The 25936-nt window shown below is 47.7% G+C and carries 26 protein-coding genes; 15 read left to right on the top strand and 11 right to left on the bottom strand.

The features are described 5' to 3' along the window. Positions 1 to 22 precede the first annotated feature (22 nt). Together ACJJJA_RS07035 and ACJJJA_RS07030 are read left to right on the top strand one after the other, a co-directional pair. Positions 23 to 739, top strand: a complete 717-nt coding sequence (locus ACJJJA_RS07035; protein WP_444904132.1) for a 16S rRNA (uracil(1498)-N(3))-methyltransferase — start codon at positions 23 to 25, stop codon at positions 737 to 739. A gap of 257 nt (positions 740 to 996) precedes the next feature. Further along, positions 997 to 2358, top strand: a complete 1362-nt coding sequence (locus ACJJJA_RS07030) for a substrate-binding domain-containing protein (protein WP_444904131.1) — start codon at positions 997 to 999, stop codon at positions 2356 to 2358. Positions 2359 to 2714: 356 nt separating this feature from the next. Here ACJJJA_RS07030 and ald read toward each other — a convergent pair whose 3' ends face one another. Beyond that, positions 2715 to 3860, bottom strand: a complete 1146-nt coding sequence (ald, locus tag ACJJJA_RS07025; protein ID WP_444904130.1) for an alanine dehydrogenase — start codon at positions 3858 to 3860, stop codon at positions 2715 to 2717. Positions 3861 to 4058: 198 nt separating this feature from the next. Between ald and ACJJJA_RS07020 the strand changes: the two genes are divergently transcribed. Beyond that, positions 4059 to 4544, top strand: coding sequence for an Lrp/AsnC ligand binding domain-containing protein (locus tag ACJJJA_RS07020; RefSeq protein ID WP_152452263.1), 486 nt, complete (start codon positions 4059 to 4061; stop codon positions 4542 to 4544). Positions 4545 to 4619: 75 nt separating this feature from the next. Here the strand turns inward: ACJJJA_RS07020 and ACJJJA_RS07015 are convergent, their stop codons facing one another. The 3 genes from ACJJJA_RS07015 to putP form a co-directional block, all read right to left on the bottom strand. Then, the gene (locus ACJJJA_RS07015; RefSeq protein WP_252085016.1) at positions 4620 to 5084 is read right to left on the bottom strand and encodes an Mpo1 family 2-hydroxy fatty acid dioxygenase; all 465 of its coding nucleotides are present in this window, start codon (positions 5082 to 5084) and stop codon (positions 4620 to 4622) included. Between the two features lie 104 nt (positions 5085 to 5188). Beyond that, complete coding sequence (locus ACJJJA_RS07010) at positions 5189 to 5701, bottom strand: O-acetyl-ADP-ribose deacetylase (protein WP_252085015.1); 513 nt, start codon at positions 5699 to 5701, stop codon at positions 5189 to 5191. Between the two features lie 145 nt (positions 5702 to 5846). Next, positions 5847 to 7313 carry a sodium/proline symporter PutP gene (putP, locus tag ACJJJA_RS07005; protein WP_444888335.1) on the bottom strand — a complete coding sequence of 489 codons (1467 nt, stop codon included), beginning with the start codon at positions 7311 to 7313 and terminating at the stop codon, positions 5847 to 5849. A gap of 205 nt (positions 7314 to 7518) precedes the next feature. Here putP and ACJJJA_RS07000 point away from each other — a divergent pair, with 205 nt between their 5' ends. Continuing rightward, positions 7519 to 8124 (top strand): hypothetical protein, encoded by a 606-nt coding sequence (locus ACJJJA_RS07000; protein ID WP_444904129.1) that lies wholly within the window; start codon positions 7519 to 7521, stop codon positions 8122 to 8124. Here ACJJJA_RS07000 and ttcA read toward each other — a convergent pair. After that, a complete protein-coding gene (gene ttcA / locus ACJJJA_RS06995; protein WP_252085012.1) occupies positions 8009 to 8926 on the bottom strand; it encodes a tRNA 2-thiocytidine(32) synthetase TtcA in 918 nt (305 codons plus the stop codon). The genes ACJJJA_RS07000 and ttcA overlap by 116 nt on opposite strands. Before the next feature lie 115 nt (positions 8927 to 9041). Next, the gene (locus ACJJJA_RS06990) at positions 9042 to 9710 is read right to left on the bottom strand and encodes an arylesterase (protein WP_444885725.1); all 669 of its coding nucleotides are present in this window, start codon (positions 9708 to 9710) and stop codon (positions 9042 to 9044) included. Between the two features lie 44 nt (positions 9711 to 9754). On the opposite strand from ACJJJA_RS06990, the gene ACJJJA_RS06985 reads away from it, so the two are divergent. The 4 genes from ACJJJA_RS06985 (at position 9755) to ACJJJA_RS06970 (ending at position 15061) form a co-directional block, all read left to right on the top strand. Further along, a complete protein-coding gene (locus tag ACJJJA_RS06985) occupies positions 9755 to 10477 on the top strand; it encodes an ABC transporter ATP-binding protein (protein WP_444904128.1) in 723 nt (240 codons plus the stop codon). After that, the gene (locus tag ACJJJA_RS06980) at positions 10477 to 12927 is read left to right on the top strand and encodes an ABC transporter permease (RefSeq protein ID WP_444904127.1); all 2451 of its coding nucleotides are present in this window, start codon (positions 10477 to 10479) and stop codon (positions 12925 to 12927) included. The genes ACJJJA_RS06985 and ACJJJA_RS06980 overlap by 1 nt, the downstream gene beginning before the upstream one ends. Before the next feature lie 40 nt (positions 12928 to 12967). Continuing rightward, complete coding sequence (bioA, locus tag ACJJJA_RS06975; RefSeq protein ID WP_444904126.1) at positions 12968 to 14239, top strand: adenosylmethionine--8-amino-7-oxononanoate transaminase; 1272 nt, start codon at positions 12968 to 12970, stop codon at positions 14237 to 14239. Positions 14240 to 14644: 405 nt separating this feature from the next. Then, a complete protein-coding gene (locus ACJJJA_RS06970) occupies positions 14645 to 15061 on the top strand; it encodes a DUF6746 family protein (protein WP_444904125.1) in 417 nt (138 codons plus the stop codon). A 137-nt stretch (positions 15062 to 15198) separates the two neighbouring features. On the opposite strand, the gene csrA is transcribed toward ACJJJA_RS06970, so the two are convergent. After that, positions 15199 to 15387, bottom strand: coding sequence for a carbon storage regulator CsrA (gene csrA / locus ACJJJA_RS06965; protein ID WP_444904124.1), 189 nt, complete (start codon positions 15385 to 15387; stop codon positions 15199 to 15201). A 1332-nt stretch (positions 15388 to 16719) separates the two neighbouring features. On the opposite strand from csrA, the gene ACJJJA_RS06960 reads away from it, so the two are divergent. Together ACJJJA_RS06960 and ACJJJA_RS06955 are read left to right on the top strand one after the other, a co-directional pair. Continuing rightward, the gene (locus ACJJJA_RS06960) at positions 16720 to 18285 is read left to right on the top strand and encodes an ATP-dependent nuclease (protein ID WP_444904123.1); all 1566 of its coding nucleotides are present in this window, start codon (positions 16720 to 16722) and stop codon (positions 18283 to 18285) included. Continuing rightward, the gene (locus tag ACJJJA_RS06955) at positions 18270 to 19301 is read left to right on the top strand and encodes a hypothetical protein (RefSeq protein WP_444904122.1); all 1032 of its coding nucleotides are present in this window, start codon (positions 18270 to 18272) and stop codon (positions 19299 to 19301) included. The genes ACJJJA_RS06960 and ACJJJA_RS06955 overlap by 16 nt, the downstream gene beginning before the upstream one ends. 211 nt (positions 19302 to 19512) lie before the next feature. Here the strand turns inward: ACJJJA_RS06955 and ACJJJA_RS06950 are convergent, their stop codons facing one another. Continuing rightward, complete coding sequence (locus ACJJJA_RS06950) at positions 19513 to 20046, bottom strand: hypothetical protein (RefSeq protein ID WP_444904121.1); 534 nt, start codon at positions 20044 to 20046, stop codon at positions 19513 to 19515. Next, positions 19979 to 20350, bottom strand: coding sequence for a hypothetical protein (locus ACJJJA_RS06945; protein WP_444904120.1), 372 nt, complete (start codon positions 20348 to 20350; stop codon positions 19979 to 19981). Before ACJJJA_RS06945 ends, ACJJJA_RS06950 begins: the two co-directional genes overlap by 68 nt. A gap of 454 nt (positions 20351 to 20804) precedes the next feature. On the opposite strand from ACJJJA_RS06945, the gene ACJJJA_RS06940 reads away from it, so the two are divergent. Beyond that, complete coding sequence (locus ACJJJA_RS06940) at positions 20805 to 21662, top strand: HNH endonuclease (RefSeq protein ID WP_444904119.1); 858 nt, start codon at positions 20805 to 20807, stop codon at positions 21660 to 21662. A gap of 49 nt (positions 21663 to 21711) precedes the next feature. Continuing rightward, entirely contained in the window at positions 21712 to 22482 is a 771-nt protein-coding gene (locus ACJJJA_RS06935; protein ID WP_444904118.1) for a hypothetical protein, read from the top strand. 184 nt (positions 22483 to 22666) lie between these two features. Here ACJJJA_RS06935 and ACJJJA_RS06930 read toward each other — a convergent pair whose 3' ends face one another. Then, entirely contained in the window at positions 22667 to 22966 is a 300-nt protein-coding gene (locus ACJJJA_RS06930; protein WP_444904117.1) for a hypothetical protein, read from the bottom strand. A 462-nt stretch (positions 22967 to 23428) separates the two neighbouring features. Between ACJJJA_RS06930 and ACJJJA_RS06925 the strand changes: the two genes are divergently transcribed. The 3 genes from ACJJJA_RS06925 (at position 23429) to ACJJJA_RS06915 (ending at position 25071) form a co-directional block, all read left to right on the top strand. Then, positions 23429 to 23833: an ester cyclase gene (locus ACJJJA_RS06925; protein WP_444904116.1), complete on the top strand. Its 405-nt coding sequence runs from the start codon at positions 23429 to 23431 to the stop codon at positions 23831 to 23833. Positions 23834 to 23908: 75 nt separating this feature from the next. Next, positions 23909 to 24424, top strand: a complete 516-nt coding sequence (locus ACJJJA_RS06920; protein ID WP_444904115.1) for a hypothetical protein — start codon at positions 23909 to 23911, stop codon at positions 24422 to 24424. Positions 24425 to 24555: 131 nt separating this feature from the next. Further along, positions 24556 to 25071, top strand: a complete 516-nt coding sequence (locus ACJJJA_RS06915; protein ID WP_444904114.1) for a DUF1993 domain-containing protein — start codon at positions 24556 to 24558, stop codon at positions 25069 to 25071. A 165-nt stretch (positions 25072 to 25236) separates the two neighbouring features. Here the strand turns inward: ACJJJA_RS06915 and ACJJJA_RS06910 are convergent, their stop codons facing one another. Continuing rightward, positions 25237 to 25500 (bottom strand): transposase, encoded by a 264-nt coding sequence (locus tag ACJJJA_RS06910; protein ID WP_444904113.1) that lies wholly within the window; start codon positions 25498 to 25500, stop codon positions 25237 to 25239. Positions 25501 to 25936 lie beyond the last annotated feature (436 nt).

The raw sequence follows: 25936 nt of genomic DNA, 5'->3' as shown, positions 1-25936 counted from the left end.
CATAGTCTCAAGAGACTTGATTTTGAATTTGATTCTTTTGCAAGAAGCGGACTTTATCAGCCCTGATGTCGTCCGCCTCTCTGGCCGTAGGCTAGAGCATATTGTCAATGTCCACCGGGCCGAGCCCGGTCAGCAACTGCGCGTAGGTCTGCTGGACGGAAATATCGGCTATGGGCAAATCACTACTCTCGCCGATCAGCAAGTAGAGCTCCGGGTGGAGCTAAGTAAAAACGCTCCACCACCTCCTCCCATCACCCTGATCCTGGCGCTGCCACGCCCCAAAATGCTGAAGCGCATTATCCAGCATGTCACCGCACTGGGAATTAAGAAGCTGGTCTTGATCAATAGCTACCGGGTGGAAAAGTCTTATTGGCAAACCCCATGGCTAGAAGAGGAAAAGCTTTTTGAACAATGCCTGCTTGGGCTCGAGCAAGCCGTCGACACACAAATGCCAGAAATTCTATTGCGCAAACGCTTTAAACCTTTTGTGGAAGATGAGCTACCTGAGCTGTGTCAGGGCTCTCAAAAACTGGTTGCTCACCCGGTCGGTGGCACTGCTTGCCCAGTAGACATCGGAGAGGCCTGCACCCTGGCAATTGGTCCTGAAGGGGGGTTTATTGCCTACGAAGTTGAGAAGTTAAAAGAAGCGGGGTTTCACTCTGTACACCTGGGTCCACGAATTCTCCGAGTAGAAACAGCCCTACCAGTTCTGGTTAGCCGACTTTTCCCCTCCTGTTAAGTGTAAGTCTCGAATCGTGGTCACATGCCAATTTCACAGTGCATGTGACCCATACTTCTCATATTTATTTCACAAGCCATTAATATCGCTCGCCCCAAGCTTTCAAAAAGCTACGGCAATATGGTCTTGTTTACCGCAAATTGTCCTGGACTCAAATTTGAGACTTTTGCACGCTTCCTTCATGAATATTTCATCATTTTGTCACAATTAAGACATATTTTGCGGCCTCGTTTTACTTCCCTAGGCTCTGAGATCACATGTACCTTTTTCTTCAACGACTGTGCCGCTCATTAATACTATTAATACTGCTTGCTACTAACCTTCTAAGCCCTTTCGCCACCGCTGAACTTCCTCCTTTTCCTTCAGACAGCAATGGAAAGCTATTTAGCCTACACGGCTCCAATACTATTGGCGCACAACTGGCACCCAACTTGGTTCAAGACTATTTCATTGCGAAAGGGGCGAATGACATTAGTGTCCAGCCACTAGACGCTCCCAACGAAATCCGTATTCAGGCAAAAGTTGGCAACAATTCTGTATTTGTCGATATTGCTGCACATGGTTCCAGTACGGGCTTTACTGGGTTAAAGCTGGCAAAGGCCGATATCGCCATGGCTTCGCGCCCAATCAAAGACGGTGAGTTCACAGAGCTGAGCATGCTGGGCGATATGCGCAGCCGCAATGCGGAGCATGTCATTGCCATAGATGGACTGGCCATAATAGTGCATCCACGCAACCCACTTCACCAACTGACCCTACAGCAAATAAGTGCTATTTTTTCTGGTCAAATTAAAGACTGGTCGGAACTCGGTAAAGGCAAAGGGCGAATTAACGTTTATGCCCGAGACGACCAATCAGGCACCTGGGATACTTTTAAAAGCTTGGTGCTTGGCAAGCGTTACGCTCTCACCAGCAGGGCCAAGCGCTTCGAGTCCAATGATCAACTTTCCGACCGTGTTACCTCTGATCCGCGCGGAATCGGTTTTGTTGGGCTAGCATCCATTCGTCAGGCAAAGGCTGTAGCCGTTTCTGACCAAAATACTCTGCCGCAGGCTCCAGAGCACCTAACCATTGCTACGGAAGACTACCCACTGTCACGCCGCCTTTTCCTATACACTCCGATTTATTCCTCCAACTCTACAGCGAAAGAATTTCTGCGTTTTGTACAGAGTGAGCTGGGACAGGAACAGGTGAAATCCTCTGGATTCGTCGCGCAAACTCCCATCGGCTTTAAACCAGAGGATTCTCGGGAAGGACCAAGCGAATATTTGAAGCTTACCCGAAATGCTGAGCGACTCAGTATCAATTTCCGTTTCTCCGAGGGCAGTGCTTCCCTGGATAACAAGGCTCAGCAGGATATTGAAAGGCTGGCAAAGTACATGGAAAAGCCACAGAACCAAGGTCGAAAACTATTACTTGTCGGGTTTGGCGATGAGAAAGTCAGCCCTGAACGTTCGGTTATCCTATCCAAACTTCGCGCAGTTACCGTACGTTCAGCTCTGCGCGATTATAAAATTAGTACCGCGCCAGTGCAGGGTTTTGGTGCTTACCTCCCAATCGCCTCGAATAACTCCAGCGCAAAAATTAAAAATCGTCGAGTTGAAGTTTGGCTACTCTAGCTATTAAAGTCCGGCCAGAATCAGGGAAGAAGAAGCGAATAAGGCTGGATAAATAGACATCTAAAGGGAGGCCACCGCGGCCTCCTTTTTTTACGACACAAATCATTGTATTTATTGAAAAATGAAAAATAGTTAAGGAGCAAAACTATTTTTTCTTAGGGGAAGCGGAGCTATCGTTCAAGGGTAACGATAAATTAGCAATAAAAAAGCCGCGTTTAAACGCGGCTACAATGGTGGCACAAGCCACCAGGTCTCACAGAGAGGAACGCCAAAGAGCGCTCCGGGGAAAATTTCCCTTCAAAACAAGCGCGTTACCGCTTTCTTGTTCAAGGTGCGGCTGACGCAGCCGCATCCTATTAAGCTACGGCGCCTTCCGCCTCAGCTACTTTTTGCAAAGCCAGCTTCGGATCTACAAACTCATATCCCAGTACATCGGCAACTGCCTTGTAAGTCACCATACCGGCGTGAACATTCAGACCTTCCAGCAGGTTGGCATCATCCAGCAACGCCTGCTTAGCGCCTTTGTTTGCCAAGGCTACAGCGTAAGGCAGGGTAGCGTTGTTCAGAGCCATGGTGGAGGTGCGTGCTACACCACCGGGCATGTTGGCCACACAGTAGTGCACTACACCATCGACAACGTAAGTGGGCTCCTGGTGAGTGGTCGCTTTGGAGGTTTCGAAACAGCCACCTTGGTCGATAGCTACATCCACTACCACTGCACCCTTCTTCATACGGCTGATGATATCGCGGGTCAGCAGCTTGGGAGCTGCGGCGCCAGGAATCAGCACTGCACCTACGACCAGGTCTGCTTCCAGAGCGTGCTTTTCAATCGCATCATTCGTGGAGTACTCGGTGCGTACAGCACCACCAAAAATGTCATCCAGCTGACGCAGACGTGGCAATGAACGATCCAAGATAGTGACGTCGGAACCCATACCCAGCGCCATCTTGGCGGCATTGGTACCAACAACACCACCACCGATGATGAGCACTTTGGCAGGTGCAACACCGGGAACACCACCCAGCAATACACCCAGGCCGCCCTGGGCTTTTTCCAGGTGATGCGCACCACACTGTACAGACATACGGCCGGCAACTTCGGACATGGGGGCCAGCAGAGGCAGGCCGCCAAAGCGGTCGGTCACAGTTTCATAAGCGATGCAGGTTGCACCAGATTTTACCAGCAGCTCGGTTTGCTTGGGGTCTGGAGCAAGGTGGAGGTAAGTGTAGAGAACCTGCCCTGGGCGCAGCATTTCGCACTCATTGGGCTGCGGCTCTTTCACCTTGACGATCATATCGGCAGTAGCAAAGATCTCTTCCGGAGTCTCGATGATTTTGGCTCCGGCCTGCTCGTACATTTCATCAGTAAAACCGATAGCGGCACCGCCATCTTTCTGTACGATTACTTGGTGACCATGGCCGATCAGTTCGCGAACACTAGACGGCGTCAGGCCAATACGGTACTCGTGGTTTTTGATCTCTTTCGGGACGCCAATCAACATTTTCTGCTCCTTAATCTCTGCGTTTGGCGTAGTCTCCGCAAAAAACTTGGAGCTACACCTACTTTCTGTGTTTTACCCAGTATAGGGCCACTTTAAAAGTGGATTTCTGTAAGAATTTTTAACAAACTAGTGGAATCAACTACTTACAATAGCAATAAGACTATTTATTGATCTGATCGCCCACAAAGGAAACAAGATATGCGCAAGCGCGCGGGAGAGCTGAATACCGTAGACCGCAATATCTTGCGGGTTCTGCAAAAAAATGGCCGTACCAGCTATGCAGAGCTAGCTCGTCAAGTGGGATTGACTGCTACGCCATGTGTCGAGCGGGTGAAACGGCTGGAAAATGATGGGGTTATTCAGGGCTATACCGCGCTGATCAATCCAGAGTTCCTCGACGCAGCCCTGGTGGTTTTTGTGCAGATTCGCCTAAACCGTTCCGCCCAGGACGCCTTCGAAGAGTTCCGCAATGCTGTAGCAGCCCTGCCGGAAGTACAGGAGTGTTACCTGGTATCAGGCAACTTCGATTACCTGATCAAGGCACGAGTTGCCGATATGAGCGCCTACCGTAAGTTTTATGGCGAGACACTTTTGACCCTACCGGAGGTACAGGAGTGCACCAGCTATGTGGTAATGGAGGAAGTGAAAGAGACTTTAGAGGTGCCGGTCCATTACAACCGCTAGCCCCAATTTGCGGAGTTAGATCACAAGAGAGACGACTGACCCATCGCCTCTCTTGCTTGCTAACAGCACATGAAATCAGTACTGAATTCCCAGTTTTCGATAGATGAAGCCTATCACCCAGGCGGGGCCGATAAGCAGGAATTGAATATCCTTGAAGAAGGAAGGTTTTTTCCCTTCGATATGGTGACCGATAAACTGAAAAATCCACATCAGCACAAACAGTCCCAGCGCGGTTTGCCAGACGGGTATTCCCAGCCGCTCTACCACAGACCAGGCCCACAGGCACACTAGCGTTAGTGCAGTCATCCCCAGGCCAATGGAGAATGACAGGGCGAAATAGAACAACATCACCGGCACTGTGATCACTACGGCCCAATTTAACCAGGGTATTGATGCCATAAACTGCGGCTGAGGTATGGCCCATAAAAGGCCAGCGACGGTGGCGTAAATCACTGGTACCGCAATCCAGTGAATCGATTTATTGACGGGGTTCTGATGGCTTTCACCATATTCGGCAAACCACTGTTGGGCACTGCGCATGACAATCTCCTTTTCTTATTTTTTATTGTCAGACGCTCATCTTGCTAAACAGCTGCAACGCAATCAATGGCCGAATGTATCAGGCAAAAGCGCAAAGTAATCAGCTAACGCCGTACATAGGCATCCAGTTGGGTGTGATAGAGCTCTGCCATTTCCTCGTCGAAACAACAAAAAACAATACTCACTGGCGCCCCTTCCCTCTCCTGGTGTTGCTGTACCTGCTCTACAGCAATTTCCACAGCCTGCCTGGGAGGGTAATCGTAAACACCGCAGCTAATCGCGGGGAAGGCTATAGAGTACATGCTCTCTCGCCGCGCTAAGGCCAGACACTGGCGATAGCAGCTCGATAGCAGCTCTGGCTCACCCAGGCGGCCCCCGCGCCAAACGGGTCCGACCGTGTGATAAATACGTTTAACGGGGATTGAGAAAGCGCTGGTAGCACGGACCTCGCCAACTGGACAGCCGCCGATACTTCGACAAGCTTCCAGTAGCTTAGGACCTGCGGCACGGTGAATGGCCCCGTCCACACCACCACCGCCGAGCAGGCGTGTATTGGCGGCGTTGACGATGACATCGACGTTCAATCGTGTGATATCACCGAGATGAACTTTGATCACTCAGTATCTCCAACCGCTATTTGAATAATCGCTGCGGATGGAAATCCTTTTCGCTTCACAACAGTCGCGCCCATGAGTAGGACGCGTCCTCTGCACTGCAGACAAGTGGCCGGGCCAATGCAACAGGGCCCCGCAGCCCCCGGGCTTATCCCAGCAGTTTCTTGTGTTGGGAGGCCACAGTTTCCGGGCATTTCGTCAGCGCGCTAACTATGACGATAGCAGCTGCTGAGAAAATGAAACCTGGCAGCAACTCATAGATATCGAAGATTCCCCCAGACAGCTGCTCCCAAATCACTACAGTAAGCCCACCGACAAGAACCCCGGCAATGGCTCCACTGCCCGTCATACGGGACCAGTAAAGGCTGATCAACAGTGCCGGGCCGAACGCGGCACCGAGTCCTGCCCAGGCATAGCTCACCACATCCAAAACCTTGGAATCCGGGTCCATCGCGATCCACACCGCGATCAGGGAGAGCCCAACAACAGCCCAGCGCCCCACTTTAACCATGGCCTCCGGACTGGTCTTGCGACCAAACCAAACATGATAGATATCTTCCGCCAGTGCCGCAGATGACACTAACAGCTGAGAATCTGCCGTACTCATGATGGCTGAGAGGATTGCTGCCAACAGCACACCGGCAACAATCGGGTGGAACAACACCTGAACCAGCTCCATAAAAACAGTCTCGCCATCGGGCAGCCCTTGTTGCATTTGCAGGTGGGCGAAGAGGCCCACCGCCATGGCACCGAGAAAACCGATCAGGGACCACACCGCGGCAACGGTTGCCGCTGCCGGCACATCATCGGGGCTGCGCACTGCCATAAAGCGCGCCAGGATATGGGGCTGACCAAAGTAACCCAGCCCCCAGGCCAAAGAGCTGAGAATCGCTACTAAGCCCAATGCCTGGCCGCTGCCATCTGTGAGCCAATGCGTTAATTGCGGTTGCTGCGCTTGCAACTGGGCCCAGCTGGCGGAGAAACCGCCCTGGTCCGAAATCACAACCAGTGGTACGGCAATCAGAGCAGCGCTCATTAATAAGCCCTGAAACACATCAGTCCAGGATACCGCCAGGAACCCACCAAACAGCGTATAGGAAATGACAGCTATAGCACCAACAATTACCGCCCAGTGGTAATCCCAACCGAATACCGTTTCAAATAGCTTACCGCCGGCAATCAGACCAGAAGCCACATAGAAGAGGAAAAACAGCAGGATAAAGACCGCGCATACCGTGCGCAGGTAGGGGTGCCCCATTTTGAAGCGACGATCCAGGTAAGCGGGAACTGTGAGGGAGTCATCCAACTCATAGGTATAAATACGCAGGCGACGTCCCATGCTAACCCAACTCAACACAATTCCCGAGAACAGGCCTATAGCGATCCAGCCTGCGGAGAGGCCTGCAGCATAAGCAGCTCCGGGCAAACCCAGCAGTAACCAACCGCTCATATCCGAAGCGCCAGCCGACAAGGCTGCTACAGCTGGAGGCAGCGAACGGCCACCGAGGAAATAGTCACTGGCATTTTTGGTGCGTAAATAGGCGTAAATACCGATCACCAGAATCAGCGCCAGGTAGGCGATAAAAGTTAGGGCGACGAGCCACTGTGCGGACATGGGAATTCCTTCTGCTCAAAAACGGAATGGCACCGAAAGAAGGCAATGACTGCGACACTTGCTCGCTTTTTGAGCAAAATGCACTACAGAACCGGAGCCACTTCAAAAATAATTATGTTTATTGCGCGTAAATCTACTTAACGGCTGGCGCCAACTCAATCCACAAACTAAATATTCAGAACAACCACAGAAAAAAGACAATACTATGGGCATCTGTCTGGACGAACTGCGCCTCCAGGTTATCCGTCCAACCCTCAAGCACTTGAGAGCCTGGAGCCAGGGCATGGAAAACCTTTTGCTGGGCACCGCTGCACAGGAGTCACAGCTGGGCTTTCATCTCAAGCAGGGACGGCGCCACGGGTTGGGGATCTATCAAATCCAGCCACATACACACCGGGAAATCTGGGATAACTACCTGATTGATCACCCCGCACTGGCCTCAAAAATTCGAGGGCTCGCCAGCCAACGGGATTTTCTCGACCACCCCCACAGCGAACTGACCACCAACCTGCGCTATGCCACCGCTATCGCCTGGCTGGTTTACCGCTCGGCAGAAGTGCACAAAATACCCGAATCAGACACCCACGATGTGGCCAAAATGGCGCGATTGTGGCACCAGCACTTCCATCACGGACCCAGTGCCACTACGCGGGATTTTGAATGCAGCTATGCCCAGCTGGTGAGCGGTGCCGATCCTACAAATTCAGCGCCGAGATATACTGGGGCTCAACCTCCTGCGCATCGTCCGGCTCCCACGAATTCACCTGGCGCTGAATTAAATGGTCAGGGCGCTCGGCAGCCGACGGCTTAGAGCGGTCCAATTCCAGACTTTCAAAATCGTAGAGATCCCTGTCCGCCAATTGCGACGGGGATATACGTGTTAATGCGGCAAAGATATTTTCACTACGCCCTGGGAATTTATTGTCCCACTCCCGCAACATCTGCTTGATCGCCTGGCGCTGCAAGTTTTCCTGACTACCACACAAATTACAGGGAATAATGGGGAATTCCTTGAACTCCGCGTAACGGGCAATATCCTCTTCTCGGCAATAAGCCAGCGGGCGAATCACAATATTGCGCCCATCATCGGCACGCAGCTTGGGCGGCATCGCCTTCAGGCGACCACCGTAAAACATATTCAGGAACAAGGTCTCGACGATATCGTCCTTATGGTGACCAAGGGCCACTTTGGTAGCACCGATTTCCTCGGCAAAGCCATAAAGGGTACCGCGACGCAGTCGCGAACAAAGGCTACAGGTGGTCTTGCCCTCTGGCACCACTTCCTGCACCACCGAATAGGTATCTTTCTCTACGATATGGTGTGGCACGCCGAGGGAGCGCAGATACTCCGGCAGGATATGCTCAGGGAAACCAGGCTGCTTCTGGTCCATATTCACCGCCACCAATTCAAAGTTCACCGGGGCGGTTTTTTGCAGGTTCAGCAGAATATCCAGCATGGCGTAAGAATCCTTACCGCCGGATAAGCAAACCATGATTTTGTCGCCCTCTTCAATCATGTTGAAGTCGGCAATAGCGCGACCCACATGGCGGCGTAGGCGTTTCTGCAGTTTGTTGAATTCGAGTCGCTCGCGGCGATTTTCCACTTCGGACATGGTGTCTCTCTAACTATTTCGGTACCGGTGACCGGGGCTGGGGGTCACAGCCATCGCCTATCTGTGTGGAGCGAGGCTTTCATATTGCTAGGGGGCGCGATTGTACGCATTTCGATCACGGAGTACACGACTCCCCATCCGACTTATCCGCTAACAAGAACTCTACACAAGGCCAAACATGCTCCAGCAAGGCTGGCTGTGCTTTAGCGGTTGGGTGGATACCATCGGATTGCATGGCACCGTCTGCAAGCGCGACGGTTTCCAGGAAGAAGGGCACCAACCCGACCTGTTCGGATTTGGCCACCTTGGGGTAAACGGCGGCAAAAGCATTGGTATAGGCGCGGCCGTAGTTGGGCGGGATACGCATGCCAAGCAGCAAAACCTCTACACCAGAATTCTTCGCCAGTTTCACCATCTCCATCAGATTGCGCTGTAAAGACTGAGGAGGGTATCCCCGCAGACCATCATTGCCGCCCAGCTCTACAATCAGCCAACGCGGATTGTGCTCCTGCATCAGGCGCGGCAGACGCGTCAACCCACCAGAAGTCGTCTCTCCGCTGATACTGGCATTGATCACCCGAACTTTTTTGCCCTTTTCCTGCAAACGCTCCTGCAGTAATTGCACCCACCCCTGCTCTTCATTGATACCGTAGGCCGCGCTGATACTGTCACCCAAGACCAACAAGGTATCTGCCTTACTTGCCTGGGCAGCTCCAATGGGGATAAACAGCAACAGTACCAAGCTGAATTGAGCCGCCATCTGCCGAAAAATGGCTGTCGTCATGTCATACTCTCCAAAAATTCGCGCATCCGTATAGGGAACACAGTATGTCCGCCATTCTTACGGCAGAAAACCTGTATCACAGAGTCTCCACCAGCGAAGGGCCATTGACCCTATTAAACAATATCTCCCTGCAGCTGGCGCGTGGAGAGAGTCTGGCTGTGACCGGTGCCTCAGGTTCCGGCAAGTCCACCTTGCTCGGTCTATTAGCTGGATTGGACAAGCCCAGTGAGGGAAAAATCTGGCTGGCCGGCGAAGAAATTACCGCCATGGATGAAGAACAACGTGCGGCGGTACGCGCCCGCTGTGTGGGGTTTGTCTTCCAAACCTTCCAGCTACTACCCGGTCTCACCGCTCGCGAGAATGTCATGCTGCCCAGTGAGCTGCGTGGTGAACGCGGCGCCGCCAAACGCGCGGAGGAATTCCTGGCCAAGGTCGGGCTCGAGCATCGCCTGGGCCATTACCCGCGCCAACTCTCCGGCGGGGAGCAGCAAAGGGTCGCCATTGCCAGGGCATTCGCCAGCTTCAGCGGCGAGGACGCTATCCTTTTTGCCGACGAACCCACCGGCAGCCTGGATGCCGGCAACGGCGCCAAGATCATCGATTTACTCTTTAAGCTCAATGCCGAATCCAGAACCACTCTGGTGTTGGTAACCCACGAGCAGCGCCTGGCTGAACGCTGCGCCACTCACTTGCGTATGTCTGCAGGTGCCGTGGAATCCTACGAGCCCCTCACCGGTGACGACAACTTCTCGGAGGTATCTGCCTGATGCTGCCGCTGCGACTGCTTTTCAGGGACTGGCGCGGTGGCGAGCTGGCCCTGATCGCCAGTGCCCTGGTACTGGCCGTGACCTGTGTAACCGCCATTGCCCATTTCACCGACCGCCTTACCCGCGCCATGGAGCAGCAATCCCTCACTTTCCTGGCCGCAGAGCGGGTGCTGCGCAGCAGCAAGCCTGTGGATAGCGCATGGCTGGAAGAGGCCAATAAAAAAGGGTTAGAACAGGGCCAGATAGTCCAGTTTTCATCCATGATCTCCGCCAACGATCAGTTCCAGTTTGTCTCGGTCAAAGCCGTCGACAAAGGCTATCCGCTGGTGGGGCAACTGGAAATCAGCAAGTCCCAGGGAGGCCCTGGAGAAATTGCACCACAAGGACCTCCCCCGGGAGAAGCCTGGGTGGAGTCCCGCCTTCTACCTTTGATGGGAATCCAGCTCGGCGATCCTATCGCCCTCGGCGACACCCAACTGAAAGTGACAGCCATACTGGAGCGAGAACCCGACCGGGGTACCAGCCTGTTTGATATGGGCGCGCGAGTATTAGCCAATACCGCCGACCTACCCGCCTCAGGTGTAATCCAGCCCGGCAGCCGTGTGCGCTACCGCTATCTGTTTGCCGGTGATGACCAAGTTCTGAAGGATTACTTTGACTGGCTCAAACCCCAACTGACTGAACACCAGCGGATCTTGGACCTGCGCGAAGGCCAGCCCCGGGTTGCCTCAGCCCTGGATAGAGCCGAGTCCTTCCTGTTTCTCGCCGCCAGCCTGGCCGTTCTCCTCGCCAGTGTCGCCGTTGGCCTGGCAGCCAGGCGCTACGGGCTACGCCACGGAGCCTATGTAGCCGTAATGAAAAGCCTCGGCGCCGGGCGCAACAAAATTCTCGGTATCTACCTGGGACAGCTGGCCGCCCTCACCCTGATTGCCACCGCTATCGGGCTGGCACTGGGCACCTTTATCCAGAGCCAGGCGGTCAACCTGATGGAAGGGTTCTTCCCGGTACAACCCCCGGCTACCAGCTGGAGCCCACTGCTAATTGGACTCGCCACCGGCCTCGCCTGCGCCCTGGGCTTTGCCCTACCGCCTCTTTTCCGTTTGGCGCGTACAGACCCGATGCAAACCCTGCGGCACGACTGGAGCAATCCAGACAGACGCGAATGGCTCGGGCTGATTCTCGGCCCCAGCGCCATGCTGCTCCTGATCTGGTGGCTTTCCGGCAGCCTGCTTATGACGCTCGCCCTGTTTGTCGGCATGCTCCTATTGGTGGCGGGCAGCGCCCTGGTTAACCGACTCCTGGTGCGCGGCAAGCTGGCTTCCCTGGGGGGCGCCTGGCGAATAGCCCTGGGCAGCCTGCAACGCCGCGCCGCATTCAACACCTTATTGATTGCCGCTTTTGGCACCGGATTATTGGCCATGCTGGCCATGGTCTTTGCCCGTACCGCCCTGGTGGACGAATGGCGGATGCAATTGCCGGAAAAAGCCCCCAATCACTTCCTCCTGAATATCGCCCCTCACGATGTTCCAACCATGGAAAATATGCTGGCAGAGGGTGAGGTAAGCAGCACCGAGTTTTATCCCATGGTGCGCGGCCGCTTGGTGGCGATTAACGGCGTCTCGATTAAAGAGAAAAAAGATCGTCCCGGTGGCGTTCGCCGGGAATTAAACCTGAGCTACACCGATACCCTGGCGCCGGACAACCGCATCTTGGAAGGCGAGTGGTGGGACAAGGCCAGCGAAGGTGTTTCCGTAGAAGTGGAGCTGGCAGCCCAGCTGGAGCTGTCACTGGGAGATCAATTGCGTTTCTCTATTGGCGGCCTCGAAGTAGAAGCCCCGGTAGCCAGCTTCCGCTCACTAGACTGGAACAGCATGCGCCCCAACTTCTATATGATATTTGCTCCGGGCACTATCGATGATTTCCCGGCTACCTATATCACCAGTTTTTACCTCCCACCGGAGGACAAGTTACTGGTCAACGATCTGGTTCGCGCCTTCCCCAGCGTCAGCGTGATAGAGCTGGATAAGATCATCCAGCGTATCCGCGACACCATTAACCAGGTGTCCTTTGCTATCGAATCAGTCATGGCCCTGATGCTGGTTGCCGGGGTCCTGGTATTAATTGCCGGGGTGCGCGCCAGTATCGCCGAGCGATTGCAGGAAGCGGCAATTATCCGCACACTGGGAGGCCGCAGGCGCTTGTTGCTGAGAAGCCTGATATTGGAATTTGGCCTACTGGGTTTTGCCGCCGGCTTGCTCGCGGCTATCGGTGCCGAAGCCACCTTGGCCGTGCTGTCTTATTGGGTCTTTGAACTGCCGGTGATATTGCACCCAGTCCTTTGGCTAACCGGACCACTCACCGGTGCAGTACTGGTTGGCACCGCCGGTACCCTGGCGTGTTACAGCTCGATCAGCCAGCCCCCGCTCAGAGTACTGCGCGAACTGGCCTAACTGATGATTGTCGGCTCTTAAGAATAAAGATGTAGTTTTTATGGACCTGGAATTCGACCGCAAACATATCTGGCACCCCTACTCCTCGCTGATCAACCCGCCGCCGGTTTATCCGGTGGCCAGGGCTGAGGGAGTTCGAATTTTCCTGGAAGATGGCCGCGGCCTGATCGACGGCATGTCCTCCTGGTGGAGCGCCCTGCACGGCTACAATGTGCCCGAGCTAAACCAGGCCATGCGCGATCAGATGGACAAAATGTCCCACGTGATGTTCGGGGGTTTAACTCACGAGCCCGCAATCGAGCTGTGCAAGAAATTGGTGGAAATCACTCCTCCCGGCCTCAACCGGGTATTTCTGGCTGATTCCGGTTCAGTGTCTGTGGAAGTGGCCATCAAAATGGCCCTGCAATTTTGGCACTCCCAGGGCAAACCGGGTAAAAGTAAATTGCTGGCCCTACGCAATGGCTACCATGGCGATACCTTTGGGGCCATGGCCACCTGTGATCCCGTTACCGGCATGCACCACCTGTTTGCCGGGCAATTGAGCCAACACCTGTTTGCCCCCGCCCCACAAACCCCTTTCGGCGAAACCTGCCCGGATGAAGATATCCGTGAATTGGAACAACTGATTGCGCAAAACAGCGAGCAACTGGCTGCGGTAATTCTCGAACCCATAGTGCAGGGTGCCGGCGGTATGCGCTTTTATTCCGCAGATTACCTGCGCCGGGTACGAGCACTCTGTGACGAATACGACCTGCTGCTGATTGCCGATGAAATCGCCACCGGCTTTGGCCGCAGTGGCAAGATGTTCGCCTGCGATCACGCTGCAATCAGCCCGGATATTCTTACCCTCGGCAAGGCCCTCACCGGCGGCACCATGACTTTAGCGGCCGCGCTGTGTAGCGACCGAATTGCCGAAGGTATTTGCAATGGCGAGGCCGGAGTCTTTATGCACGGCCCCACTTTTATGGGGAATCCACTGGCTTGTGCCGTCGCCGATGCCAGTATTCAACTGCTACTCAGCGGACCCTGGCAGGAGCGAGTAGCGGCGATCGAGCAACAGCTGACCGAACAGCTAGCCCCATTAAAATCCGCACCGGGTGTCGCCGATGTTCGAGCCCTTGGAGCGATTGGCGTGGTGGAAATGCGCGAGCCGGTAAATACGGCCAAAGTGCAGGAAGCTCTAATCGAACGCGGAGTTTGGCTGCGCCCCTTCGGCAAGCTGGTCTACGCCATGCCGCCCTATGTGATCTCGAAAGAAGACCTCAGCCAATTAACTTCGGCGATGGTTAATGTTCTGGGAGAGATTTCCTAGCCTCCGTACCAATTAATTTGTGAAACCGGTCTCAATAATACAGAGTTAACCGGCTCTTTCTGTAAATAACCTTCTCTTTGTTACACGAAGAGAGGGTTAACAGATCAAATTCCATAATACGGGAGTCGCCTCTTCCTGGCTAAAAACCTCCGTTGCCCCCTCCCCTGCGCATCCTTTCCAGATTCAATTTTCTTATTCCTTACAAATTTCGATCAGCTTGATCGCAATTTTTACGACAAATGTTTTGAGCACCTAAAAATTCCTGTATCATGAATGTTAATGATAGTTATCCTCATTTACGATAGCGATCAAAGTGAGCAAAATGATCACTGTTAAATGTTAGGCATTCACCTCGCCCGATCAATGCCTTACCAACCCTTAAAGTTTGGGCGTCAGAGAGGAAAGATGAGAATTTTAATTGCACTACTTTTTGCGGTTACTTTTGCTACCACAGCGCAAGCTAGCGATGCTTCTGGAGAAAAGCCCATTCAGCACCTTAAAGTAGCGGATGTTACTTCGATGAAGGATGCCAAGAAGATTTTCGTTGAGAAAACCGCAGAAATTAAGAGCAAGCAAAAGCTTGATGCTGCTGAGCTTCACCAGATACATGTCATCACCTACACGCTTGAGAAAAGTGTTGAGTTTTTCGCTGAGAACCTGAAGGGTGAAAGACAAAAGCTGGCAAAAGACATCGCCGTTGTTGTGGAAAACATCCACATTAACTCCGAAAACAACCGCCCAGAAAAAACCCGCAAGGATCTGAATCAGTACTTTAAATTAGCAGACAAATTTGCTGCTGAATTTAAGCATAAGCATCACTAATACAGATCACTCCCGAGCTTAACCTGTAGCTCTATCCGCAGCGAAAAGCTCGACTGAAAGCGCTAACTATCAGCAGTTAGCGCTTTCATAGCAACACCACCCACTTATGGTTAAACGCCACAATCCTGATCAGATCCTCAACGATTCCCATTGTCCATATTTCCTCCCCTTTTGATCCGCCTATAAATCTCCTCGCGGTGTACTGGCAAGGATTTTGGAGCAAGTATGCCTACCTTTACCTGATTACCCTTAACGCCTAATACTGTGATTGAGACATTCGCCCCAATCCGTAAGTTTTCGCCAGCGCGGCGCTTTAAGATCAACATATTTATTTCCTACTGATACTCAAACCATGGATAGACCTTCCCCGTTGAGGAAGCTTGGATAGAAAGGTTTTGAGTAAGTACGAGGAGGTGCGCGAGAACGGTAGGCGTAGAAAAAGAAAAGGCAGACGCAGCGCCCCCAGGGCTTAGAGAATCTCTCCAAACCGCTGATTGTGCTCCACTTTATTGAAGACGAGCGGGTTTCTAGCGTACTATGCATATAGCCATCTTGATAATTAGCGTATCAATTTGGTTAGCTGGCCCCAGGTGTTCCAGCACCTTGGGTCAGCGCCTTTTACTTATTCTTACTTCACGCTACCGTTCTCCTTTGAGGGGATAGTTTTTAGAAAATTCTTGGGTTCTTGATTCTCTCGATACTATTGAACCGAGCTGCTTTGATTGTTGTTTTTAGATGGCTTCTTAATCGCCGCTAAAATACCAATAAATATCTATCGATTTTACTTGGCTTTGACACTAAAACAATCCTAATAAAATCTAATAAGATTATTTTTGTGCCTATATTTTTTGTTGCTCACGCATTGAAAATTTCGGTTGCATATAAAAATGGCCGTTTAGATTAATATACCCACCGCTCCCACGCTGGAGTTCAGACAACGATAGATCATCAATGCTTCAGCTTAATACGTACTCCACATATCTACAGAAAAGATCTCTCCATAGACCAAAGTAACTTTCAGAATATTACTGCAAGATTTAGGAGCCTCTGAAGAACCCAGTGATGCCTCTACTTACAGAGTGGTTTCAATAAGAGCGAAGCTTCACAGGAATGACTAGACCATAGAAGAAATGAATCGTTATGGAAGCCCCTCAGGCCGATCTTTGAAAGCCACATCTGCTGCGTTGCAACGCTTGCAAAGGGCTACGTCCATTCGCGGCGAACTGCGCCTAACATCTTTAGCCTTCAAGATCCGCAGAGATATTACAGAGTGATTCAGAGGAACCCTGGATACCTTAACCACTCCTCAACTAATACCAGCCTGTAAAAGTTAGCGAGTGCTAGCTTAGGGATTTACGATCATATTGACCGTGATATTGGAGAACAAGAAGATAAACCCAAAAACAATAACGAAATAAAGGGGTTACGGACTAGCGTTAAAATTGGGATAGTAGTCAAAGTGATCGTTTTTCTAGTTTGCACGGACGTATCAGGATGCTTTAAGTCTATGGTTTTAAATAAAGATTTAGGCTTTGGCATAGAAATTGATTCTGAGATAACAATCAGGATAATAGTGATCAAAATGGTTACTATATAGATGTTACACGTCTATACATATCTTAGAGAAATATATATTTACAATTTATAGGTAGTATTTGATGAAACAAATTAAAAAAATCAAATTAATCAACTTCAAAAGATTCAGGGAGAGCGAAATAAAATTCCATGAAGATAAAAACATTTTAATTGGTGATAATGAAGCCGGAAAAAGTACAATTTTAACTGCAATAGAGCTTGTACTTAGCGGTAGTAAAAATAAAGTAGAATCAATAGGTTTAGAAAACATCTTTAATACAGATGCAATAAAAGAATTCCTATCTGGTGATAAAAAAGAAAGTGATCTACCAACTCTACATATAGAGATATTTTTGAACGAACAAGATAATCCAGATTTAAATGGAAAGAATAATTTGGATAATGTCGTTTCAGATGGACTGAAATTAACTTGCGAACCAATCGAAGAATTAGGTAGCGAAATACGTGAAGTGCTCACGCAAGATGAAAGTAATTTTCCATTTGAATACTATAGTGTCAAATTTACAACCTTTTCAGGTGAAGCATATTCAGGATATAGAAAGTTTCTAAAATATCTTTCAATTGATAGCTCACAAATCAACAGTGAATATGCAACTAAAGAATATATCAAAACTGTTTACGAATCTTTATCCAGTCAAACTCAAAGAATATCTTTGCAAAATGAGTACAGACAACAAAAGCAAAGGTTTGTTGAAGATAGCTTACGACAAATAAATGAAGATATTGATAAATATCAATTTTCAGTGAAAACTGGCAATAAATCAAATCTTGAAACAGATCTAACTATAACTGAAGGCGAAATAGCTTTAGAAAATAGAGGTAAAGGACGCCAATGCTTTATAAAAACTGAATTTGCACTTAGCCGAAATAGTGATGGTGAAAGCATAGATACTCTTTTACTTGAAGAGCCGGAAAATCACTTAAGCCACACAAACATGAAAAAGCTTGTTAATCGAATTTCTGATTCAGAAGCAAAACAAATATTTATTGCAACTCATAATAGCTTAATAAGTACAAGGTTGGACTTAAGAAATACCATATTACTGAATAGCAATAGTACAGCTCCAATATCTCTAGAGTCATTGCCAGAAGATACAGCTAAGTTCTTCATGAAGGCTCCAGACAATAACATACTAGAATTTATTTTATCTTCAAAAGTCATCTTAGTAGAAGGTGATGCAGAATATATTTTAATGGATGCTCTCTATGAGACTGTAACATCAAGAACATTAGATAGTGATGATGTTCATATCATTTCTGTTGGAGGAACTAGTTTCAAACGTTATCTTGATTTAGCAAAGTTACTAAATATACGAGTGGCAGTAGTTAGAGATAATGATGGAGATTATGAAGCTAATTGTGCTGATAATTATAATGAGTACATAAGTGATAATATAAATGTTTTTTATGAAGAGGATAATGAAAAAAGCACTTTTGAAATTTGTTTTTATGACCATAATAAGGAGATTTGTGATGAGCTTTTTGCTCCAGGAAGAAGAAAGCTCTCAGTGTTAGAGTATATGCTTAAAAATAAAGCTGATTGTGCTTTCGAAATTCTAGATAAAAAATCCGATTCGTTAAATTCACCAGATTACTTATCTCGAGCTATAGAATGGATAAACGAGTAGTATTAGCAGTAGCTGGCTCAGGTAAAACAAGCAATATAATCAATAGAATTGAAGAAAACACTAGAGCACTGATAGTAACATATACAGAAAATAACTATAAAAACATCAAGTCAAGGATAATAGATAAAATAGGCTTTATTCCTAGCGGGGTAAGAGTCTATACCTATTTCAACTTCATTTATTCATTTTGCTTAAAGCCTTTACTTGGTAATAGAGTTAAGTCTAAGGGAATTAACTGGGATACACCTCCTGCATTTACTCTTAGATTAAAGAGAAGTGACCCAAGATTCTATAAAGATAGTCATGGTAGAGTTTACCATAATAGAATTGCGAAACTCCTTGAGCAGTGCAAGATCATGGGTGAAGTTTCGGAAAGAATTGAAAAATACTTCAATTTAGTATGCATCGATGAGGTACAAGACTTTGGTGGACATGATTTTAATTTCATATGCAACCTATCACCAAAAATAGAGACCTTACTGTTGGTTGGTGATTTTTATCAACATACATTCGATACAAGTCGTGATGGTAATATTAATTCAAATATACATAAAAGTTTGGATAACTATACAAGAAAGTTAGTTGCTTCTGGCTATGTAATTGATACAGAAATGCTATCTCATAGCTATAGATGTAGCCCAACCACTTGTAATTTTGTATCTGAAAAAACAGGGATAACAATACAATCCCATAGAGATGATATAACTTCAATCCAATTAGTACAGTCCTCAAAATTGGCAGAAGAGATTTATCATGATGATAATATCGTGAAGTTGTTTTTCAAAGATAGTAAGCGTTACCCAGGAGTTACTGAAAATTGGGGGGCAACTAAGGGTTTAGATTGCTATTCAGATGTATGCATTGTATTAAATCCAACCACACTACAGCACTATAAAAAAGATAAGCTTGATGAATTAGCCTCTCAAACTAAAAACAAATTTTATGTTGCATGTACTAGAGCAAAGAAGAATATATATTTTGTTCCTGAGAGCCTATACAAGCACCATAAACAATGAGAGAGCGACGTGTCAAACTAACAATAGTAACAATAGGACACCCATAGATTGAAATATGACACAGGAAAAAGTACAGGCCTTCCACCTTGACGGCCACTTCTCCTGATCAGGTGTACGGCAAGGTGAAATACTGAAAAATTATGCCTTAGGTTTGAAAATTGCGCGATTTTGGCCAAACCAGAAGGAATAGTATCGAAAGGTTGGGAGGTAATTAGTGGGGCGTTGCAGAAAGGAAACGTTGGCAATCGCCTATGCCATGTACCCAGCGTTTATTGAGCTGAATACAGACTTGCCGTACAGCCTCTGCTGATCCCACCAAACCTTTAAAGCGGCTTTCAAAGTTCCGATTAAGATAGAGCCAGTGTTTTGTTGAGATTCCCAGCCGCTTAAGGATAGGGGACGCATTTTGAGAAATGGCACCGCGCTTTTTGGGGTCTAAATGCCGGCCACTCCAGTCTACTAACGCCAAATAGTGATCCAATTGAAAGGGCAACCCTTTCGGCATATTAAGGCGCTCGCCGCCCACAAACGGTAGTAGCTCTTTAGGCTGCTCACCTGAGATCACAGCGCGAATACGCTGCTGAATGGACGTATGATCGGAGTCCTCTGGGGTTTTTGCAATATCGGCACGGATAGGATTGAGATCGACATAGGCCATGCAGGCAGCCAAGGCTCTTTCATCCAATTGCGCCTGAGACTTGAAACGGCCCTCCCAGAAGCGGCCAGTACAACTGGTCTTCTGCATTGGCTTGGCGAGCAATAGATTCGTTTAGGCAGCGCATAAACCAACTAATATCCATTAATTGCTCTCGCCATAGCCCGATCAGCTCTTTAAGCTTGTTCTTTTCACTGCAATCCAGAGAGGCACTCTGAAGAAAGCGCTGAGCCAAATTAGAAGCTTTAAATAGCTCCTGCCAGCGGAAAATGACCTCAGTATCAGACCAAGTTTTGGCTGTTTTAGAATCAATATAGAGCACCACATGGTAGTGATTGCTCATTACCGCATAGGCAGCGATCTCCAGCGCAAAGAAAGCAGCTAGCTTTTGCATCCCAGTCTCAATCCATTGGCGCCGGTGCTCATAATCCCTCCCTAATTGAGTATCTCTTCCACAAAGGAATGCCCTGCGTACACAGCGGAAGACGCAGTGATAGTACGGAGTCGCATCAAGTGAGATCTGTGAGCGGCGAGGCTGGGTCATCGGGTATGGGTTTAACTGTTTTAATATCCAGTTTTTTATTGTGACTTCCGTATTGTGTCGATAGCTGTAACGTCTTAAGCTCTTCCTTTGATGGGTGTCCAGAAACGACCTAGGATTTAATAAGCAAGGCCTTCGGTGGCAGCCGAAGATGGGTCTTAATCTACCCGTTAGCGAAAAGGATTTTCAACATCAGAATCGATCAAGAACAACCATACAAGCGCCAGCACATTCAGGCACTCCGTGCCTTGGACTCGAAACAAGTTTCTCACCTGAGTGGCGAGAGTTAACTTCTACGGAGAGATAAGTGGATATTCAGATAGTAAAGAGTTTATATGGACTGCTCTCCCAATACAGAAGTAAAGAGAAGGCTTTCCCCTCTATTAGTGAAGACTTAACCCCCGAACCATTGAAGGGTTTTCACCAATGGGCCGATTCAAAGGATTTCGAAGGCGGATTTTTAATTGAAAATCCTAAGGGAGTAAATCTTTGGTTACTTTTAATAAAATGGAACGAAGCAAATGGATACTATGTCGTTCTCTTTCCTGAGGATAAAGCTGGACCAATAGCTGAAATTCATAGCTTCTCCTCTGACGAGGACGGAGAGTATCTTCATTGGCGTTATAGACCATCAAAGAGAGATGGAAGAAATGATGAGCGTAAAGAATATTTTGAGAAGTATTTCTTTGGCCTTGATGCCGTTATCTCTTTGCCAAGAATTGTAGACGAAATATCCGAATTTCTAGGTGAATTGGTCTCTCTTGCAGAAAACCGAGCGAAAGCAGATGAACTTGATCCAGACAAGCCCTCCTTTCGTAATGGGTTTCCAGAGGGAAAGATAAAAGAAAAACTGCACAGAGCAAGGGAGAGAAACTCAACGTTGATATCGCAAGTTAAAGCAGAAGCGTTGGCTAAATACAGAAAACTACAATGTGAGAGCTGTGGCTTTGATTTTGAAGATTTTTATGGGGAACTGGGCGCTGAGTTTATCGAGGCGCACCATACCAAACCTGTAAGTGAGCTCCATGAGGATGGAGAGGAAACCAAAAAGGAAGATATAGCCTTGGTGTGCTCTAATTGCCATCGAATGCTACATAGGCGCAGACCATGGTTAGAAATGAGCGACTTAAAAAAATTAACGAGTCAAAGAACGCGGACGCAGTAAACTGCGACGATGCTTGAGGCGTTATAAATTATAAGGAAACCAATCTTAAATGTGGAATCCATTCTCGATACTAAGCTTTTTTTATACCGTAGCTAAAGACGCACCGGATCCAATAAACGTGCAATTTGAGGAGCCCTCCCCGAATTTACTACCAAGTGAACTCAGAAAAAAAACAAAAGTGGATGGCTTTTTTGTGTCTCAGCTATGGATTGAAAACCTTTCGAAGCGTGTGCTAGAAAATGTCAGAATAAATTTAACCTCTCCTTTAGAATACGCTCCGGTAGTAAGAACAAACAAGCGGCATGGCGAAGTTGAGTTTAGTTATGATAAATCCAAAATGGAGTTTCTTATTACAAAGTTAGATCCTTCTGAATCCTTAAAGCTATCATTCTTTCCTAAGCCAAGCCAAATTAAAAATTTTAATAAGCCACAAATAATCATTGAAGGTCAAGAGCTTAGCAAACTTATGCTACAGCTAGGATTTTATAAGAAATATCCATCGATGCTATCAATGTATTTTTTCACAATTTTTGTTTCAATTTTTACTGTCTGCACCATTGGTTTTTCTGGCTATCTGCTTCTTAGAGACAACGCGTATCTTTTTCCAAATTCTGAATATACGGTGTTAAGGCAAGCTCAAGAAAGACTGTCAAAGTACGGCTGCCCATTATTGGTTAGGGAAAATACTAAAGAATTAAAGCAAAAACTTCAATCAGGGCCTCCATATCATATACCAACAATAATGGAGGTAAATGGTGCGAGCACAGAAAAGGAGCTTTGGAAAAAAGAAAGCATTGCATTCATTGAATGTGATAACTGATTTATAAAAAGGCAATCAATCAGACTTAAAAACGCTGGCTTGGACTGCTAGAAACCTTCCCCCACAGAGTAGACGCCTACCTTTTGAATAGGGTAGGAGAAATGCCACCGGAAGTAGTACGAGCCTTCCACCTTAACGGCCATTTCTCCTAGCCGAGTTTAGGACGACGTGAATTGCTGAAAAATTATGCTTTAGATTTCGTGATTTTGGCCAAACCGGAAGGAATAGTATCGAAAGGTTGGGAGGGAATTATTAGAGCGTTGCCGAAAAAACGTTGGCAGCCGCCTATGCCATGTACCCAGTGTTTATTGAGCTGAATACAGGCTTGCCGTACAACCTCTGCTGATCCCACCAGGCCTTTAAAGCAGCTTTCAAAGTTCCAATTGAGATAGAGCCAGTGTTTTGCTGAGATTCCCAGCCACTCAAGGATAGGGGGCGCATTTTGGGAAATGGCACCGATCGGCTTGTGATCTACATAGGCCATAAAGTGAGTTTCCTGAATCGGGGTTAGCGGGTTAGCGGGTTAGCGGGTTAGGCCCTATTATGACTTTCAGGTCACGCAGACAGCAGCAAGCAAAACAGACCTCTCCAGATAAGAACGTGATCTTGCAATACACGACTACATCATTAGCTCGGCCCATTGGCCACATAGCTGCGGTATCCTTAGCCTCCTCGCCTCCTCGCCTCCAGGCTAAGCCTTATATGATGTTTCTGTTCGTCAGCTCCTAGTTTTGCTAGCGACTTCCTCCCCACAAAACCTCGCGATGCTGCAGTTGCCATTCGCTAGTAGTTAGCATTTAATGGAATCCATTAAATGGTGATCTCCCTACAGGGGATTTTCACCCCATTGGTCCATGCCCAGGCTGGGCGTACCAAGTCAATTAACTACGCGCTTTTGGCGCCCGACAGCTTACACACCGCTTCGTTATGTTTCTGAGGATGACTAGTGCATAAAGATAAAGTTCGAAGATTTTATGAGGTTCTTTGGGATGCCCACGATAAAAAAGCTATGCCATCGATCCTGCATGAGAGCTTCTCCTTTAGAGGATCATTGGGGCAGGAAAAGCGAGGTCACAAAGGTTTCGCTGAATATGTCGATATGGTTCACAAAGCGCTGGGTGATTACAAATGCATTATTGAAGATCTCGTAGAAGAGGGAGACAAGGTTTTTGCAAAGATGTCCTTTACCGGATTTCATAGAGATGAGTTTATGGGCTTTTTACCATCACATAAACGCGTAACTTGGAGTGGGTGCGCCTTGTTTACCTTTGAAGGTGATCGAATCTCTGATGTATGGGTGCTAGGTGATTTAAAGAGCCTTGAAAATCAGCTCAAGAAAAACGAAACATAACAATCGCAGCCTGCAGGACCGTCGCTACGTGCCGACCTCTGCTGCAAGGCGTTAGTTTTCATCGGGCTTCGATCAATGAAAGTTATATATCTAACCTTATTAATCATCCTTTATTCTCAGCGAGCCATTTCGTTTGAATATGATCATAAGAATTTAAGTGTTGATTTGAATAATGCCACTGACATTGTTATTGCTAAGAAAATCTCAGGCCGCATCGCGTACGCAGATCTGACACATGAAATTAGCTCATATAACGCAAAGCCTATTGAGTGGCGTGACTCTCCAGCGTGGGAGAGATTGCAAGATCTGAATCGAGGTATCGACTCAACTTTCTTGGTATTGAATTCAATCAAGAGTACTTTTGAAATAGGGGATCGATTTACATTTAATGACTCATGGATGCCTGTTGAATTGGGTTCAGTTCAACTGTATTTTCTATATCGGAAAAACGATCAAATCCGGTCTAATCCGTGTCATCGAATACCAATCGGCGATAACAAACAATCAATCGTCGAGCTTTCTTCAGATCCTAATGGGATTATTGGTTTGGTTTTACGCAATAAGCTATCATTTTGCGATTCAAAAAACTGACAAAGCAATGTACTTGACCTCCACTGCGCCGCTTTATTTTGTGCTTTAATAGCACAAAATCAACCAACTACGTTCCGGCCAGTGCTTGGGGCGTTATGACTAAGACTTTCCACTGTTAAGGAGGTAATACAATGTCAAAGGAAAGAACTAAGAGTTTAGTCGATTTATTTTCGTCTAGACTAACGACTCTTGGTCATATTCTTGAAATTTCTGAACAGCACTTCCATGAGGAGTCAGAATCCATATTGGATTTTCGACTAATTGAAGACATGCTTCCTTTTGGCACACAGATCGCCTACACATGTAATCAGCCTTACAATTTCTCGCTTTGGTGCAAAAATCAGGAATCCGATAATCTATCCCCTAAAATTGAGTCCTTAACTGTAGCTAAGAACCTAATTGAGCGAACTAAATCTCAACTTCAAGATTCGGAGCTAAGAGATTCAAAATTGTCAGAACTAAAGCGAATAAACCTTGGTGGAAATCAATATCTTGAGTTAGAGGGGAAGGATTACATTCAAGAATTTCTAATCCCCAACTTTTATTTTCATTTGGTTTCTGCTTACAACATCATGCGGATGAAAGGGGTTCCTTTGGGAAAGGTAAACTATATGGCACATGTAGCTCCCTTGGTTAAAGTGGCATAACAAGTGACTATGGTCCTTAGTCAATTATTTAAGCCATCTTTTTTGGTTTGCCCGTAGCGACTAGGCACTCATACATTGGTTTTAATTTAGGGTGCATTGTATTGCCGACATCATAGAAGAAAATAAGACTGTACACACACGATGTCGTCCGCCTCGAATATAGGGCTAACCCTGGAAGCTGCCACTATCACGGTTCATCGGGGCGATACCTACAAGTGCATCGATTTCTTTACGGTTCAATTTTCCCAGTTCAGGAAGTTCTCCCATCAACGTATAAACTAATACATTTCCGACTCCTTCAGTGCTCAATAATAGGTCGTGCCTTTGCCGCCACTCAGACACGCTGTTAACGAGTTTATCCTGTTGTTTGTCGATATCTTGTAACTCTTTTTTAATGGTGTTTAGAATGGTCTGGATAAGTTTGTGCACTGACTTAGGCATCCTCTGAAGTCGATTCTTTTGGATTGTGCTCATCTCTAAGCACTGGCTTATTACAGTCAGTAAGTCACTGATATCCCTGAATTTTCTTGTTTTAGCATCTACAGTCTTGGATTCATGGCCTCACCAGAATGTGCAATATCAATTGCATCTAGCTCGTCAGTTTAGCGAGGCGTCCTTCGGATTTAGCGAAGCTTCTTATCTGAGACGGATTGCAAACGACAATAGGTAATCCTGCTTTATCTGCGGCGCAAACAAACTCTAATTCGCGTCTTTCAATAGACTCTATTAATACGCTCTGAGATATAAGAGGTTGTAGTTGTTTAATGGCATCTTTAATGCCATTTTTGGCATTGTTATCACTAAAGAATTGGCCAGTAGATCTCACATAAATATCGAGTTGTTTACTACTGGAATAAATACCGAC

The sequence above is a fragment of the Microbulbifer mixtoriginis (SeqCode) genome, assembly GCF_052466865.1.
This window is presented reverse-complemented; position numbering and strand designations above follow the sequence as displayed.